Annotated in this window: 16 protein-coding genes and 2 tRNA genes; 2 read left to right on the forward strand and 16 right to left on the reverse strand. The window is 46.2% G+C overall.

Features of this window, described 5'->3' with window-relative positions; translation table 11 throughout:
• Positions 1–268: 268 nt before the first annotated feature.
• Together AXG56_RS18550 and AXG56_RS18555 are read left to right on the forward strand one after the other, a co-directional pair.
• Positions 269–345, forward strand: a tRNA-Met gene (locus AXG56_RS18550).
• Between the two features lie 21 nt (positions 346–366).
• A tRNA-Glu gene (locus tag AXG56_RS18555) sits at positions 367–438 on the forward strand.
• A gap of 162 nt (positions 439–600) precedes the next feature.
• On the opposite strand, the gene AXG56_RS18560 is transcribed toward AXG56_RS18555, so the two are convergent.
• From AXG56_RS18560 to purR, 16 genes are all read right to left on the reverse strand, one after another.
• Positions 601–987: a S1 domain-containing RNA-binding protein gene (locus AXG56_RS18560; protein WP_008633506.1), complete on the reverse strand. Its 387-nt coding sequence runs from the start codon at positions 985–987 to the stop codon at positions 601–603.
• Between the two features lie 75 nt (positions 988–1062).
• On the reverse strand, positions 1063–1446 hold the full coding sequence (locus AXG56_RS18565) for a septum formation initiator family protein (protein WP_008633504.1): 384 nt from the start codon (positions 1444–1446) through the stop codon (positions 1063–1065).
• A gap of 16 nt (positions 1447–1462) precedes the next feature.
• Positions 1463–2053 carry a spore cortex biosynthesis protein YabQ gene (gene yabQ, locus AXG56_RS18570; RefSeq protein ID WP_008633502.1) on the reverse strand — a complete coding sequence of 197 codons (591 nt, stop codon included), beginning with the start codon at positions 2051–2053 and terminating at the stop codon, positions 1463–1465.
• Positions 2050–2325, reverse strand: coding sequence for a sporulation protein YabP (yabP, locus tag AXG56_RS18575; protein WP_026577056.1), 276 nt, complete (start codon positions 2323–2325; stop codon positions 2050–2052). Before yabP ends, yabQ begins: the two co-directional genes overlap by 4 nt.
• 130 nt (positions 2326–2455) lie before the next feature.
• Positions 2456–2716, reverse strand: a complete 261-nt coding sequence (locus tag AXG56_RS18580) for an RNA-binding S4 domain-containing protein (RefSeq protein ID WP_008633497.1) — start codon at positions 2714–2716, stop codon at positions 2456–2458.
• A 3-nt stretch (positions 2717–2719) separates the two neighbouring features.
• On the reverse strand, positions 2720–4186 hold the full coding sequence (gene mazG / locus AXG56_RS18585; protein ID WP_008633495.1) for a nucleoside triphosphate pyrophosphohydrolase: 1467 nt from the start codon (positions 4184–4186) through the stop codon (positions 2720–2722).
• Entirely contained in the window at positions 4183–5763 is a 1581-nt protein-coding gene (locus AXG56_RS18590) for a polysaccharide biosynthesis protein (protein WP_008633493.1), read from the reverse strand. The genes mazG and AXG56_RS18590 overlap by 4 nt, the downstream gene beginning before the upstream one ends.
• A 94-nt stretch (positions 5764–5857) precedes the next feature.
• Complete coding sequence (gene spoVT / locus AXG56_RS18595) at positions 5858–6394, reverse strand: stage V sporulation protein T (protein ID WP_008633491.1); 537 nt, start codon at positions 6392–6394, stop codon at positions 5858–5860.
• Between the two features lie 181 nt (positions 6395–6575).
• Positions 6576–10115 (reverse strand): transcription-repair coupling factor, encoded by a 3540-nt coding sequence (mfd, locus tag AXG56_RS18600; RefSeq protein WP_062515813.1) that lies wholly within the window; start codon positions 10113–10115, stop codon positions 6576–6578.
• Positions 10116–10162: 47 nt separating this feature from the next.
• A complete protein-coding gene (locus AXG56_RS18605; RefSeq protein ID WP_008633487.1) occupies positions 10163–10393 on the reverse strand; it encodes an anti-sigma-F factor Fin family protein in 231 nt (76 codons plus the stop codon).
• Between the two features lie 81 nt (positions 10394–10474).
• A complete protein-coding gene (pth, locus tag AXG56_RS18610; protein WP_062515804.1) occupies positions 10475–11038 on the reverse strand; it encodes an aminoacyl-tRNA hydrolase in 564 nt (187 codons plus the stop codon).
• A 151-nt stretch (positions 11039–11189) separates the two neighbouring features.
• Entirely contained in the window at positions 11190–11843 is a 654-nt protein-coding gene (locus AXG56_RS18615) for a 50S ribosomal protein L25/general stress protein Ctc (protein WP_008633484.1), read from the reverse strand.
• 81 nt (positions 11844–11924) lie between these two features.
• Positions 11925–12878: a ribose-phosphate diphosphokinase gene (locus AXG56_RS18620; protein WP_008633483.1), complete on the reverse strand. Its 954-nt coding sequence runs from the start codon at positions 12876–12878 to the stop codon at positions 11925–11927.
• Positions 12879–12894: 16 nt separating this feature from the next.
• Positions 12895–14274 carry a bifunctional UDP-N-acetylglucosamine diphosphorylase/glucosamine-1-phosphate N-acetyltransferase GlmU gene (gene glmU, locus AXG56_RS18625; protein WP_062515805.1) on the reverse strand — a complete coding sequence of 460 codons (1380 nt, stop codon included), beginning with the start codon at positions 14272–14274 and terminating at the stop codon, positions 12895–12897.
• Between the two features lie 157 nt (positions 14275–14431).
• Positions 14432–14731 carry a septation regulator SpoVG gene (gene spoVG / locus AXG56_RS18630; protein WP_008633479.1) on the reverse strand — a complete coding sequence of 100 codons (300 nt, stop codon included), beginning with the start codon at positions 14729–14731 and terminating at the stop codon, positions 14432–14434.
• Between the two features lie 163 nt (positions 14732–14894).
• Positions 14895–15713 carry a pur operon repressor gene (purR, locus tag AXG56_RS18635; RefSeq protein WP_008633477.1) on the reverse strand — a complete coding sequence of 273 codons (819 nt, stop codon included), beginning with the start codon at positions 15711–15713 and terminating at the stop codon, positions 14895–14897.
• Positions 15714–15767: the final 54 nt, after the last annotated feature.

Raw genomic sequence — 15767 nt, forward strand, 5'->3', positions numbered from 1 at the left:
ACTCCTTTGTGAAACCTATTAAACCACAGCAAGAACAAGCATTTTGTCAAAACAACAGGAGAGCAGAAACAAAAACTTCGATGGTTTTCCCACGAACGGATGGAGTTTCTACAAAATGTCTCAGGTCCAACCCCCTTCTCCCCCATAAACCTCCTTCATTCCCTAGCGAAATAGACAGACTTATCTGATATTTTTATTTGTTGTTGACACTTTTTTTATCATGGTGTACTATATTTCTTGTGCCTTTGAGATAACTATTTAAAAATATGGCGGTGTAGCTCAGCTGGCTAGAGCGTACGGTTCATACCCGTGAGGTCGTGGGTTCGATTCCCTCCGCCGCTACCATTATTTTTTCAAATACATAAAGGCCCGTTGGTCAAGCGGTTAAGACACCGCCCTTTCACGGCGGTAACACGGGTTCGAATCCCGTACGGGTCATCGAAAGCATTCTTGTCCTAAAAAAGCACGTCTCCCTATGGAGACGTGCTTTTTTCTTTCGCATAGAAAGATAAGCAGCAAAAAAGCAGATCCGCCATGGGATCTGCTTTTTCTATAAGTTATGAAGACGCGCACCTTTTACTCATTGTCCTAGACAGCAAGCTATCCTCTTTTAGCACCTCGACCTCCACGTTTGGATTCCGTGTGCTTTTTCAGTGATGCTAAACGCTCGTCGCTATCCTTGATAAAACGGTTCATCTTCTGTTCAAAAGACTCTACCGGTTTACGAGGTTTTGGCGGACGACGATTCTGGTTCTCTTTTGCCTTTTTTATGGAAAGGCCGATCTTACCGTCATCTCCAACATTAATGACTTTCACTTCCACCTGGTCGCCCTGGCTCAAGTGCTCATTAATGTCTTTGACATAGTTGTCGGCAACTTCACTAATGTGAACTAGACCCGTCTTACCATCTGGAAGCTCGACGAAAGCTCCGAAATTAGTGATTCCCGTTACCTTACCCTGCAGCTTGCTGCCTACTTCAATTGACATAAAAAAAATGCTCCTCCTTAAGTTTTCGATAAAAGTATCGTTCCTACATATTATATATAAGCTTTGAAAAGAGTGTCAATAAGACGGGTCCTCATTAGGCATTTTAAAGATAATTTCGCCTTCTTTAGAGAAGAAATAGTTCGTTCTGGCTATCTGAAGGACATAATCTTCATCATTTAACAGCTCGATCTCCTGTTCCAGCCCATTTTCCTCTTTTTTCAAAGCGGCCATCTCTTGCTGAAGTTGTTCGTACTGTTCGTTCTTTTCGGCATACACGGATTGCTGTTTCCAGTGATACACACCCATGGAGCCGGCAACGACCGTCACTAACAAGGCAAACATAACAAGACGACGAATCAAGCGTTTCTTCTTACGCTGGTGTCTGTCCATGTAAGCATCGTAGTGCTTCATGTATGTAGAATCCATGCGTGCTACTGACTCCGACTGTCTCTTTGCCATGCAGGCTCTGCCTCCTTTACCTCTTTAATCGTTTTATCCACTTGTTCCATGTATTCTTTATTTTATCCAAAAAACCTGCTGTTTTCCTTAAGTAATTTTTCATGTTTTTCGGCACAAGTCGCCAAATCACTCGTAAAATTAACCGGATCGGATAAAATATGACAAGAAACAATAGAATGATACCCTTTAAAAGTATCTTATAAACGCCAAGAAGTAAAGAAATAATAAGGAAAATGATGGATTTCGATGGAAGGAAAAGCACATAGTACACCAGCTTTTTCACAGCATTCCAAATTCCGAGCCATAAGCGGATCCAAGCTTCAAGCGCTCTTAAGTAAACCTTCTGAAACAATGCACGATAGGCGGAAAATCCACAGAGAATCGCCAGGAATACATAAACTCTAAGCTCACCATAGTTAGCCAGGTACAGCAAATAAAACAAAAATACCGCCTGAACGAACCAGAAACCAAGCTGATAAAAAACCTCCCGCCACGCGCGTTTATTACGTCGGCCGAAGATGCGCTCGAATGTGTCCATGGAGGCTCCCACCCCCATCCCTCCCACAATCATAGAGAGGATGGTGATGAACTGTACCGTGAGCGTCATTTGAAGAGCTTGCTAAATAGTCCTTTAGCTTTCTCCCCTTGGTGTTCGTCCAGGTATGTCATCTCATGCATTTTACCCTTGATGGCCACCACACCGGAGTCCAAATCGAGATTCTTCATTTGTAGATTCTGCCCGCGGACGACGAGGTATCCCATGGATGTCTGAAGTAAGAACTCCTCGCTGTCGAAGCTGTCCACTTCTTTCACACCAGTGATTTCTATATTTCTCCGGTTCCAAACCTTCACATTATGTTCTGCCTGCTGTGTGCGCATACCATTGTTCTTATCGTAACCTTCCATTGATTCACACCCTCCTTCTCTAGTACAACCTATGAAAAGAAACAGGAGAATAGAACAGGAAGAAAAACCCGCCGTCCTCATGGACAGCGGGATAAGAACAGCATTATTGTTTCACCGGTTCTTCTTTCTTAATTTCATAAAGTGTCGTCGCTTCATCCTTTGTTACGTTTTCCTTGAGAGACTTCACTTCAATGGTCAAGATTTTCTGACCGAACTGGATCGTCAATTCATCGCCGACGGCTACGTTGCTTGCTGCCTTGCTTTGAGATCCATTGATGCTGATTCTGCCTTGATCCGCTACTTCTTTAGCCAGTGTACGCCGCTTGATCAACCTGGAAATCTTCAAGAATTTATCTAAACGCATCTGTTATTCCGCTCCTTTATTTTTTGCTTTCGCTTCTACCCACAATGCTTCCAGCGAATCAAGATCGTAGTCTTCCAGCTTACGCCCCTGCTGACCAGCCGCTGTTTCCATTAATGACAGCCTCGTCCGGAACTTGCGGTTGGTTCTCTGAAGAGCATTCTCCCCACTTATCTTGTAATGCCTCGCCAGATTAGCGATTGCAAACAACCAATCACCGAATTCCTTCTCCATCTCTACTTCATCCCCGGCATCACGCGCTTCGAGGAATTCCGCCCATTCTTCGTTCACCTTCTCTATTACGGGTTCCGCCGAATCCCAGTCGAATCCAACCTTGGCGGCTTTCTTCTGGAGCTCTTGTGCCTGCAGCAATCCAGGGAAGCTCTCCGGGACACTATCCAGAATAGAGGCAGGAGCCGCTCCCTTCTCTTCCTGTTTGATTGCTTCCCAGTTGGTCAACACTTCCTCCGCATCCCGAGCTTCCTCATCAGCGAATACATGAGGATGACGACGGATCATTTTATCCGTTATGGATATAATTACGTCATCGATTGTGAAAAATCCTTCATCTTCTCCAATTTGACTGTGAAGCATGACTTGAAGCAGGACATCTCCGAGCTCTTCAATCATATTCTCATCATCCACACGATTAACCGCGTCTATAAATTCATATGCTTCTTCAATCATATATTTGCGCAGAGATTCGTGCGTCTGCTTCCTGTCCCAAGGACAACCTTCCGGACTTCTTAAAATGCGGATCACTTCCCGGAGGCGGAAGAATTGATGGTTAAGGCGCTCCCTCTCCAGAGGAGGAACATAGACACTCGTAAGGTTGTCTACTTCCACATGGCGGTCCAGTTCCTCCAGAGGTACAGTCGTAAGCTTCTCTGCAGAGCTTCCCGCCGCCGTTACCACCGTCACGGGATGACTGGCAGGCAGGTCTTCCAGCAGCGTCAGTTTCACTTCTGATGCAATCATACTGTCGTAGACCTGGCAGAGAATAATGTGATTTAAATATTGCAGTTCTTCCCGCTTCAAAGCAGTGGCATCCAGAAATTGAAATCCTTCTACAGGATCGATTTCCAGTGCCGAAAAGGTAGCATCCAGGTAACTCTGTCCCCCCAGTATTTCTACAGCGATGATTCCCGCTTCCCTTTTCTCCAAAAGGAGCTGAGTCGTTCGTTCTGCAAGCATTGGATGTCCAGGTACCACATAGAGAAGATCCCCTTCTGCGGATGCCTCGACCAACCTGTCTACGATTTCCTTGTAGACATCCCCAAACTGCTGATGAGACTCATATACATCATCAAAGCTGCGAAATGCCAGCCCCTCCTTCTCCAATTCGTGGACGACCGGGTGTTCTTTCGTCCTCATATAAACCGGTGATTCGGCATGGATCAACGCACGGTAAATTCCGAGCGGGAGCTGATTCAATTCCGCAGCACCAAGCCCGATTACTCTAATCGTGTTCATTCTTTCATTCCTTTCGGCAACAATTTCATCAACCATCTCCGGGCCGGCAGTGCGGCCACTTCCACTCTTGTGAAACATCCGCACTTAAGCAGGAGCAATAAGTAAAGAGCAGCACCGACACCTACTCTCACAAGCACAAATAATAACAGCCAGATACGGCTTCCTGATATATTCACATATGGTAAAACAGCATCAATAATCCACAGACCGACAACCATCCCGGAAGCAGAAACAAAGACAGCCCGCCAAGGTAATGCGAACCATTTCCTCCATGGGATCTCTTGCCTTAAGAGTACGATATTTCCCACTAAAACGAAAGCAACAGCTATTATGGATGAAACCGCTGTGCCATAGACACCGAACGCAGGTATCCACACTAAGTTGCCAAGCGTCTTCACAACTACCCCTATCACCAGGATCCCAGCTGTCTGCCTCATATATCCCAGCCCCTGCAGGATAGAGGACAGGGTGATGATCAACGAACTGAAAATGATAACAAACATAAACACTCGGAGTGGACCGGTTCCTGCTTCATCCCGAAAGAAGGAAATGTTGATGTCCCGAAACAGATACATCAGTCCCACTGCTGCGCCTGCAGCGATTATGAGAGTAAATTTTACTGCCCGAAACGCATCCCTTTCTACCGCGCTTTTTTCTTTCTCCCATCGTTTTCGATTGATGGACGGCAGAACAGCGAGTGCAAGGGAAGATGCAAGGACCGTCCCTAACTGAACGAGCGGCTGGCCGCGGTCAAAGACCCCTTTTGCCTCCCGGGCTTCCGTTACACTGAATCCGTTGTCCATTAGACCAGGTATCATGGTAAACGCATCTATGAGCTGAAGAGATATCAATAACATATAATTCAAACAGATGAAAATCCCGTTGAGCAGGATCCTCCTCCCCATCTTCGGGTCGACCGAAGAACGCTCCCACGTCCAAAAGGAAGGGGTCTTTCTAAACCATACGTACAGAAGCACCGCAGCACCAAAGGCACCAAGCATGGATCCAGCGGCGGCACCAAGCCCGATCCGGTACACTTCTCCGCCCCTCATTACAGAAATAGCGGCAGCGAGAATAAGCCCTACCCGCAAGAGCTGTTCTGTAATTTGCGAAATCGCCGTGGGCCCCATGTTTCCCCGCCCTTGAAAGACGCCCCGGAAGATAGCTGCAAAAGGAACAAGCAGGAATACGGCAAAAGATGCGCGCAGCGCGGAAACCAGGCGCGTATCGCCCATCACCGAAGCGAGATCAGATGCCATTAAATAACCCGCACTAAAAATCAACAGACACAAACCCGACATGTACCCAAAAACCGGAAGATAGAAGGAAGGAATCGACAGCGGCCGTTCTCCTTTTTCAGCAACTAATACAGAAATAGCCGCAGGAAATCCATAGAGTCCCAGCAGAAGTGCAACACCCAGAATAGGGTAAACCTGCTGATAAATATAAAAACCGATATCTCCCGTCAAATTTTGAAGAGGAATTCTGTAACCTGCACTGATGACTTTGCTGATCAAACCGGCAAGAGTTAAGATGAAAGCTCCTTTTAGAAAGGAGTTGGAACGTGTATGAGTCATTGCGAAACCTTTCTTTCTTATGTATATTCGAAGCTTTCATTATACCATATGAAAAGGTCAGATCCCTTAACCCGCTCGGACCTGACCCTGTTCACTACTCCATTTGTTTCGCCAGAAAGCTGGCAGCTGTCTGCAGCGCTTTTGTCATACTTTCCTCCATTGGTGATCCTTCTTTATTAAAGGCAATCACACATCCAATCGGGTCTCCCTGGGCGATGATAGGATAAATAATGTAGGAAATAACGTCTTCTTCCTGCCCTTGGACAAACTCAACCGGATCCGGATGCTTTTCAAAAGACATCGTTCTGGTATCCATAATTTCTTCGACTTTACTCCCAATCGAGCGATTCATGTACTCCTTCTTCACGCCTCCGGCCACGGCTATAAACTCATCCCGGTCGCAGATCAAGACAGGAGATTCCAACGATTCACTCAGCGCTTCCGCATATTCCTTAGCGAAATCACCCAGCTCACTAATCGGCGAATACTTCTTAAGAATAACTTCTCCTTCACGGTCAACGAAAATTTCTAAAGGATCCCCTTCACGAATCCTCAATGTGCGGCGGATCTCTTTCGGAATAACTACACGTCCTAAATCATCGATACGGCGTACTATACCAGTTGCTTTCATCCTTTATGCTGCCTCCTTTTCTGTGATGAATTCCATTCTTTCTCCTGTTGAAGCGCAAGCAGAATGAGCGGGTGATTAAGGATAGTATGATTCAGCAGAAAAAACCTATGCACCCTTGGTATGGTTTTTTAAATAAATTATGTAAAAACCCCCACTTTCCATGGGATAAGTGGGGGTTCTTTCAAGCTGTAGTCGTTTCACGCATCATTTCCGGCAGTTTACTGATAAACTCTTCAACTAATTCATATTTGTTCCAATCGGCTTTTCGATTCCAGCTGATGGTCACCTTCAATTTCGTTTCTTCCGTACCAAGTTGAACCATCCGCCCATACTTGTTAGCAAATTCGAACAGCTTCGCACCATCAACCTGCTGACTTTGTTCGGATTCCATCAACAATTCAATCTTCTGCTTACGTTCTGTAATGGCTTCGATCCGGGCTCGTTTGGCATACAGACGTATGGAAGAAACGCGGAACAAGTTGTCAACCTCTTCCGGATAATCCCCGAAGCGATCAATCAATTCATCCCGGAGGTCATGAATGTCCTCGACAGATTCAATCGCTTGGAATTGTTTGTACATATCTATTTTCTGCTTCTCATCCTTGATGTATTCTTCCGGAATATACGCATCGACCATCATATCCAGTTCCGGCTGGAATGGTTGGACCGCTTCCGGCTCTTTCCCTTGGCGTTTCGCTTCGATCGCATCCTTCAGCATTTGGGAATACATATCGAATCCGACAGAATCAATATATCCATGCTGTTGGGCTCCGAGCAGATTACCTGCACCGCGGATAGAAAGATCGCGCATGGCGATTTTGAATCCGGAACCGAGCTCTGTAAATTCTTTGATCGCCTGAAGACGCTTCTCCGCCACTTCTGTCAGGACCTTGTCTTTTTGGTACGTAAAATAGGCGTAAGCTACCCGGTTGGATCGTCCGACTCGTCCCCGCAGCTGATACAGCTGGCTGAGGCCCATTCGATCTGCATCGTAGACGATAAGCGTATTTACGTTCGGTATATCCACTCCCGTTTCGATGATCGTCGTACTGACAAGCACATCGAATTCCCCTTCTAAGAAGGAGAACATGACATTTTCTAGCTCGGTTTCGTTCATCTGCCCGTGAGCGAACGTTACTCTTGCTTCCGGTACCAGTGCGGAGATCTCCTGCGCCATCCGCTCTATATTTTCCACACGGTTAAACAGGAAAAACACCTGACCGTCACGGGCCATCTCCCGTTCCACTGCTTCACGAAGAAAAATCGGATTGTACTCCAGGACGTAAGTTTGAATCGGGAAACGGTTGGCAGGAGGGGTTTCTATGACGGACAGATCCCTGACGCCGAGCATAGACATATGCAGCGTACGCGGAATCGGCGTCGCTGTAAGGGTCAGTACATCGACATTATTCTTCAACTGCTTGATCTTTTCTTTGTGTTTGACTCCGAAGCGTTGTTCTTCATCGACAATCAACAGACCAAGGTCTTTGAACTCTACATCTTTGGAAAGGATGCGGTGGGTACCGACGACGACGTCCACCAGTCCTTTGCGTAAACGATCAGACGTCTCCTTCAGCTGCTTCTTCGTACGGAAACGGCTCATCAGCCCAATGTTAATACCAAATCCCTGGAAGCGCTCCTGAAGCGTCTCAAAGTGCTGTTGAGCAAGTATGGTAGTCGGTACAAGCAAGGCTACTTGTTTGCCGTCTACAATGGCTTTAAATGCCGCACGAATCGCAACTTCCGTTTTTCCATAACCAACATCCCCGCAGAGGAGACGATCCATCGGGCGAATTTGTTCCATATCCTTTTTGATTTCCTCAATACACCGGATTTGATCTTCCGTCTCTTCATAAGGAAATGCTGCCTCAAATTCCCGCTGCATCTCCCCGTCTTCACTGAAGGCATACCCTTTCGATGCCTCACGCTCCGCATACAGCTGGATCAAGTCATCCGCAATGTCTTCGACAGAGGATTGGACTTTGCTTTTGACTTTCTTCCACTCGCTGCCTCCAAGCTTATAAACTTTCGGCTCTTTCCCTTCCGAACCGACATACTTCTGGATCAAATCGATTTGGTCAATCGGCACATACAATTTGTCGTTTCCAGAGTATTTAACCATAAGGAAGTCCTTATGGTTGCCCCCCATTTTCAATGTTTCTATACCAAGGTACTTCCCGATTCCGTGGCTGGCATGGACGATATAATCGCCCACTTTCAACTCCTGGTAGCTCTTGATCCGCTCCGCATTGGACATCTTCTGCTTCTTACGCTTCGGCTTGGCCGTACGTTTTTTGAATAACTCATTCTCTGTCAGCACCGCAAGCTTGTGCATCGGCCACTCAAAGCCACTGCTGATATTCCCTTGAACAATCGTCGGTTTGACTAATGGGAGCTTCACTTCTTCTTTACTGACGACGGCTTCCATGTCGTAATCGTCCAGGACACTTTGGATTTTCTCCTGACGTTTCTCATCAGGCGCCAGAATAACGACGGAGTATCCCTGCTTCTCCCATCGGTCCATTTCGTTCTTCAACAAATTCATCTGACCATGAAACTGCTGCATCTGTCTGCTGGATATGTTCACAACATTCTGGGGCTGTGTATTCGGAATATGACGCATAAACACAGACATATATAGACGAGGCTGCTCGATCTTATCCCACGTATCCTGCCAGTCGAAGGATATGTTCAGATCCCTCACCGTTTGATTAGCCTCCAGCAAACTCTGATGCCATTCCGCCTCTTCCTGATCCAGACGGGTGGCTGTTTCCTGAATCCTGCTCATTTCATCCAGAATGACAAGGCCGTCTTTCGGAAGATAATCCAGTAAGCTTACCGGCTCTTCATAAAAGTACCCAATATACTTATACATCTCCTGAAAACGTTCCTGTTCCTTCAGTCTACCAAGGTCATGTTCCACGACCTGGGCAAGGGTTTCTTTCGCCTCGGATTTCGTCAACTTTTTCAACGATTGACTCAGTGCCGTTTCTAAACGATCGTGGGAACGGGCATAATCCTCTTCCCTCAACAGAAGCTCTGCTGCTGGCCCAACGACAACGGAATCAAGCTTATCATGGGACCGCTGCGTTTCTGAGTCGAACGTGCGAATAGAATCGACCTCTGTATCAAACAGCTCAATCCGATACGGGTGCTCCGATGTCAGCGGGTAGACATCTATAATGCCGCCCCTTAACGAGAATTCTCCGGGACTTGCCACCATTTCCGTCCGGTCGTAACCCATACTTATAAAACGGGTTAAGTATTCATCAAGATCCACTTCTTCTCCAACACGAAAAGGGAGCTGGTTATGCTCCCAATACTTTTTCGACGGCATGATTCGTTTCAGAGCGGCTACCGGTGCAATCAACACACCGGACTTTTGATTCAACCACTGGCTTAGCGCCTCGATGCGCTGACTACGCAATTCTGGACTTGCGACGGCAATTTCAGATGCAATCAATTCGTTAACCGGATACAGATGCACCTGCTCCCCGTCCGTCAATTCCTGCATGTCTTCATATAGCTGCTGTGCTTGAATCAGCTGATGGGTGACGAGAATAATCGGCCGTTTCAACGATTCACGCAGCATCGATATTAACACTGTTCTCGATGCTCCGGAAAGGCCGGCAACCATCTGTTCTTTCATCCCTGACTCATAGCCAGCTATCACCGAATGTATATCATCTTTTGGATATAAATAATCCTTTATTCCCTGCATATCGAATTCCTCCACCATCCGGATCTTCCATGATGGAAGATCACGATTTACTGAATGAAAAAGTCTAGCTCATGATAGTGTGGATTCTCGTCTAATGATTCTTTGCATGAATCACAAATCGTCCGTATATCCATATGCCCGTCCGTTGTCATGCGGACCATCTGCTCCTGGTCGGTGTCATTTAAAAGATCAAACCCCAACTGGGAGACATCCACTTGTGCAGCGTCCAATTCTCCAACTTGGTTCTCGCAGTGACGACAAAAATAACGTATTTTCATGTCCATCCTCCTCTAGGTTGATGGTACATAGTTTTACCGTCACAGGCGGGCGTTATACGGTTATCTGACGAGAGGCGACGATCATTTCACATTGTAATCATTCATCACTTCATTGAAAGGCTGATTGAACCATGCTTCGCACGCTTGGACAGACTGTTCGATACTCTCTTCCACAGCCTCCCACTCTTCCTTATAGAAATCCCCCAACACGTGGTCAATTACAGTCTGGGACCCATTCGGTCGGCCAACTCCTACACGAAGTCGTTTAAATTCTTTCGTACCAAGCTGGTCAATGATATTCCGGATACCGTTATGACCGCCGTGGCCGCCTTTCTGCCTTAAACGGATCTTCCCGGGAGGAAGATCCAGGTCATCGTAAACGACCAAAACATCCTCGACATCCATATCGTAATATTCCATCAATGGACGAAGGGACTCTCCGGAAAGGTTCATATACGTTTGAGGTTTCAACAAAACGACCTTTTCCCCGTCTACACGTTCCATCGTGAAGAGGCCGTTGAATTTCTTCTGAGTAAGTGTCCAGCCATTCTTCTCTGCCAGCTGGTCGACAATCATAAATCCGATATTATGACGTGTCTGTTCATATTTCCTGCCTGGATTACCCAGGCCTACGATACATTTCATACATAACTTCCTTTACTGTCTTTGTACTATTTCTCTATTATATCAAAGCATGGATAAAAATAATGTCACAATTCTTGGTCATTGAAAAAAGACGAAATACAAAAGAAGAGGACGCGCCTTCCGGCTACGCCCCCTTATCCTATTCCGTTGTTTACTCTGATTTCTCTTCGGAATCCCCATCTTCATCTTCTGATTTCTCATTGATGACTTCCGGTTCTTCGTCTGCATTATCTGTATCCGGCTCTTCCGGCATTTCTTCCGGTGGAGTTACGGAAACAATTGTCGTATTATCATCTTCTGTGATTTCATAACCGCGGGACTCTTTCAAGTCGCTGACCATCACACTGTCACCGATATTCAATTCAGAAACGTCTACGACGATTTCTTCCGGAATATCCGCTGGTTTAGCACGAACCGCCAATTCATAAAGCGGTTGTTGTACGACACCGCCTTCTCTGGCGCCGGCAGCCTCCCCTTCAAGACGGACAGGAACTTCTACATCCATCTCTTCTGACATGTTAACGATATAGAAATCTGCATGAATCAGCTGGTCCTTCAACGGATCGACTTGATATTCATGTAGCATAACATCCACTTTATCTTTTCCATCGATATCAAGGGAGATAATTGCGTTCTTCCCTTCATCACGCACAGTTTTAAGTAACTCTATGCTGTTAACAGCAACCGTGATCGGCTCTTTTTCTTTACCGTATACTACACTCGGCACATTGCCGTTAAGTCGCAGTTCACGAGTAGCAGACTGTTTGAGATCTTTTCTTTGATTTGCTTTAAGAGTAATAGCCAAATTAATCAACCTCCAGTAATTTACCAATCATAATAACAGTTTCCCGTTAAACAAGAGAGTTAAACCTAATTTTATAAAAAATTAGTCAAACAAGATGCTGATGGATTGACGTTCATGGACACGAATAATGGCTTCACTAATTAAACCGGCAACAGAAAGTTCTTTAATCTTCTCACTGGATTTCTCTTCCCCTAAAGGAATCGTGTTCGTAACAACAAGCTCTTTAATCTTGGAATTATCGATGCGCTCAATCGCAGGACCTGAAAGCACCGGGTGCGTACAGCATGCATATACTTCCTTCGCTCCATTCTCAACAAGAGCGTTCGCAGCAAGCGTAATCGTACCGGCTGTATCAATAATATCATCGATCAAAATAGCTGTTTTCCCTTCGATGTTTCCGACGATATTCATCACTTCCGCTACGTTCGGACGAGGACGACGCTTATCAATAATGGCAATCGGCGCTTTCAGGCGATCGGCCATTTTGCGTGCGCGGGTCACTCCACCATGGTCAGGGGAAACGATGACGAGGTCGTCAAAGTTCTTCTCCTCGAAATAATCCGAAAGAATCGGCACACCAACAAGGTGATCGATAGGAATATTGAAGAAGCCTTGAATCTGCGGGGCATGCAGATCAAGCATCAGCACACGAGTCGCTCCGGCTGTTTCCAACAGATCCGCAACCAATTTCGCAGTAATAGGTTCACGCGGACGGGCTTTACGGTCCTGCCTTGCATATCCGTAGTAAGGCATAACGATGTTGATGGTTCTTGCAGAAGCTCGTTTCAGTGCATCGATCATAATCAGAAGTTCCATGATATGTTGGTTGACCGGTTCACACGTGGATTGCACCACATAAACATCACAACCGCGGATACTTTCTTCGATGTTGATTTGAATTTCGCCGTCACTAAAGCTTGTGACTGAACATTTCCCTAAGTCTACTCCGATTTGGTCGGCAATTTCTTTTGCCAGCTCCGGGTTGGAGTTTAGTGAGAATACTTTCAGTTTTGAATCCTTATATCCAGTTGCCATGGAATGGAACCCTCCGTTAATCTTTTTTGATCGATTTCATTTTAGTAGCGTAGCCTTCTTTATTCGTCTGGCGGGAACGCGCGATGGAAAGCGCTTCGGACGGGACGTCTTGATTGATCGTCGAGCCGGCAGCGACGTAAGCTCCCTTGCCGACCGTGACAGGTGCAATCAAGTTGGAGTTACATCCAATGAACGCATCATCTTCAATAGTCGTCAAGAACTTATTCTCTCCGTCATAATTCACTGTTATTGTACCACATCCGATGTTGACACCACTTCCAACTTCCGCATCACCGATGTAGCTTAAATGAGAAGCCTTGCTGCCGTTACCGAACTGCGCCTTCTTCACTTCCACGAAGTTACCGATTTTGACATCATCGCCTAGAGAAGATTGCGGACGGATGTGGGCAAATGGTCCAATTTGGACTCTTGCGCCGATTTTGCTGTCAGCAGCAGCACTCTGCTTAATGCTCGTTTCTTTACCGACATGGCAATTTTTAATTGTCGTATGTGGACCAATAACGGCATCATCCTCGATAACCGTCTCCCCTTCCAACACAGTTCCAGGGTAAATCACCACATCCGGACCAATGACGACATCCGGACCAATGTAGGTTTGATCAGGGTCCACCAATGTAACCCCGTTTCTCATATGCTTCTCATTAATTCGTTCTTTCATTAATTTCTCTGCTTTCGCCAATGCGACACGGTCATTTACTCCAAGGGACTCCGAAAATTCAGGTGTCTGATAAGCGGAAACCGTCTCCCCGCGGTCTTTCATAATTTCCACGACATCCGGTAGATAGTACTCTCCCTGGACGTTATCATTGGAAACATTCTTCAGCGCTTCAAAAAGCATAGCGTTATCAAAGCAATACGTTCCTGTATTAATTTCCTGTACGGCCTGCTCTTCTTCCGAGGCATCCTTCTGTTCGACGATTCGCTCCACCTGACCATTGCCACCACGGATCACGCGCCCGTATCCATGTGGATCTTCCGCATGGGCAGTCAAAATGGTTGCCTTCGCCCCTTCTGCATCATGGTGGTCAAGCAGTTTCTGGAGCGTCTCCCCCGTAAGAAGAGGAGTATCTCCGCAGACAACAACCGTCGTCCCCTGCTTGTCTGCCAGGATATCGTCTGCCTGCAGTACAGCATGTCCTGTGCCAAGCTGTTTTTCCTGGACGACATAGTGGCTGTCCTCACCCAGTTGATCCTGAACCTTCTCTGCGCCAAAACCAACAACAGTGATTAGCTCATCTAATTCCAATGTATTTAATTGATCGACAACGTGCTGTACCATAGGCTTCCCACATACGGGGTGCAAAACTTTATAAAGTTTCGACTTCATACGTGTACCTTGGCCAGCAGCGAGAACAACAGCGTAACGGTTAGTCATGAACGTACCTCCATCCTAATTATCCACTTTGAATCATATCTCAAACGTAGGGTGATTTCAACATTTGAGCCGGTGGGAAAAGGTAGGAATCGACATTTCTCCCTATCAAAAAAAGAGCCTGACCGCAGTGGTCAGACCCTTTGTTGTGCTTTAAGTATTACGAAGCTCCGGCTTCTTCAAATTCCACCCCTGCTTCGTCTTCTTCACCGGCCTGGTGGTAGGCTTCAAGAACAGCGTCCTGAATCTTTCCACGTGTGCCGGAATTGATCGGGTGTGCAATGTCTCTGAACTCCCCGTCCGGGGTACGTTTGCTCGGCATTGCTACAAACAACCCATTGTTGCCATCAATCACCCGTATGTCATGGACAACAAACTCCTGATCCAAGGTAATAGAAGCAATTGCTCGCATTCTTCCATCGGTATTCACGCGTCGCAGTCTCACGTCAGTTACTTCCATTAAATTCACCACCTTTATCCAAAAGGAACTTATGTTAAATAAATTCCACAAAACGGGAATAATTCCTGCTTATTTTTCTAAAAAATTTTTCAAATCAATTAATTTTTCACAAACAGGTATAGAAAAGGCCCCCATCACAAGGATGAGAGCCTGATTGACAGTCCTATATATTTTCCAGCAAGTTCCCAGGTCGTACTTCAATGGAGAATTTCCGTTCATCCGCATTGACGATTTGAACTAAGGAAAGGTAATCGTCCACGACACGATCCTCTTCATCGTCTTCGGCTTCTGCCAATACACCGATGCCGGCAAGCTCTGCGTCGAATTCCTTCAAGAGATTCCGCATGCCGTTGATCGTTCCCCCGGCTTTCATGAAGTCATCAATGATACATACGCGTGAACCTTCCTGCAGAGAACGCTTGGTTAATACCATCGTCTGGATCTTCCGCGTCGAGCCTGAAACATAGTTGATACTTACCGTCGACCCTTCCGAAATTTTAGGGTCTCTTCTAGCTATAACAACAGGAACGTTAAGATAGGAAGCGACAGCGTAAGCAAGCGGTATTCCCTTAGTGGCCACTGTCATGACGACATCTATGTCTTTATCTCGGAAAGCGGAAGCGAATAATCGACCGATATTCCTTGTCGTCTCGGGATCACCGAGTATGTCACTCATAAATAAGTATCCGCCCGGCAGAAGCCTCGCCGGATCCTGCAATCGTTCGCACAATTCACGAACAAACGTCTTACTGTATTCTTCTGAAAAAGCAGGGATATATTTAACGCCGCCAGCTGCTCCCGAAATCGTCTCCAGGTAGCCTATCCCTTCATGTTGAAACATTTTATTAATAATACCTAGATCTTCGCTGATCGAGGATTTTGCCGCTTCATACTTCTCCGAGAAGAAAGGAAGGGAAATCAATTCTCGAGGTCGATCAAGGATGAAATGGGTCATCGCAACTAGTCGCTCACTTCTTTTCATAAGAGGACACCTCAAAATCCGAATATTTTCATTAAATATAACAGATTTGTACGG

This window comes from Halobacillus sp. KGW1 (genome assembly GCF_001592845.1).
Classification (GTDB): Bacteria; Bacillota; Bacilli; order Bacillales; family Halobacillaceae; genus Halobacillus.

Coding starts and splice junctions, on each gene's coding strand:
- mfd (WP_062515813.1), bottom strand. CDS start 10,115: ATGCAGGGAATAAAGGATTATTTATATCCAAAAGATGATATACATTCG.
- spoVG (WP_008633479.1), bottom strand. CDS start 14,731: ATGGAAGTAACTGACGTGAGACTGCGACGCGTGAATACCGATGGAAGA.
- AXG56_RS18580 (WP_008633497.1), bottom strand. CDS start 2,716: ATGCGTTTAGATAAATTCTTGAAGATTTCCAGGTTGATCAAGCGGCGT.
- AXG56_RS18565 (WP_008633504.1), bottom strand. CDS start 1,446: ATGGCAAAGAGACAGTCGGAGTCAGTAGCACGCATGGATTCTACATAC.
- AXG56_RS18560 (WP_008633506.1), bottom strand. CDS start 987: ATGTCAATTGAAGTAGGCAGCAAGCTGCAGGGTAAGGTAACGGGAATC.
- spoVT (WP_008633491.1), bottom strand. CDS start 6,394: ATGAAAGCAACTGGTATAGTACGCCGTATCGATGATTTAGGACGTGTA.
- AXG56_RS18605 (WP_008633487.1), bottom strand. CDS start 10,393: ATGAAAATACGTTATTTTTGTCGTCACTGCGAGAACCAAGTTGGAGAA.
- AXG56_RS18590 (WP_008633493.1), bottom strand. CDS start 5,763: ATGACTCATACACGTTCCAACTCCTTTCTAAAAGGAGCTTTCATCTTA.
- glmU (WP_062515805.1), bottom strand. CDS start 14,274: ATGACTAACCGTTACGCTGTTGTTCTCGCTGCTGGCCAAGGTACACGT.
- yabQ (WP_008633502.1), bottom strand. CDS start 2,053: ATGACGCTCACGGTACAGTTCATCACCATCCTCTCTATGATTGTGGGA.
- yabP (WP_026577056.1), bottom strand. CDS start 2,325: ATGCGCACACAGCAGGCAGAACATAATGTGAAGGTTTGGAACCGGAGA.
- pth (WP_062515804.1), bottom strand. CDS start 11,038: ATGAAATGTATCGTAGGCCTGGGTAATCCAGGCAGGAAATATGAACAG.
- purR (WP_008633477.1), bottom strand. CDS start 15,713: ATGAAAAGAAGTGAGCGACTAGTTGCGATGACCCATTTCATCCTTGAT.
- AXG56_RS18620 (WP_008633483.1), bottom strand. CDS start 12,878: ATGGCAACTGGATATAAGGATTCAAAACTGAAAGTATTCTCACTAAAC.
- mazG (WP_008633495.1), bottom strand. CDS start 4,186: ATGAACACGATTAGAGTAATCGGGCTTGGTGCTGCGGAATTGAATCAG.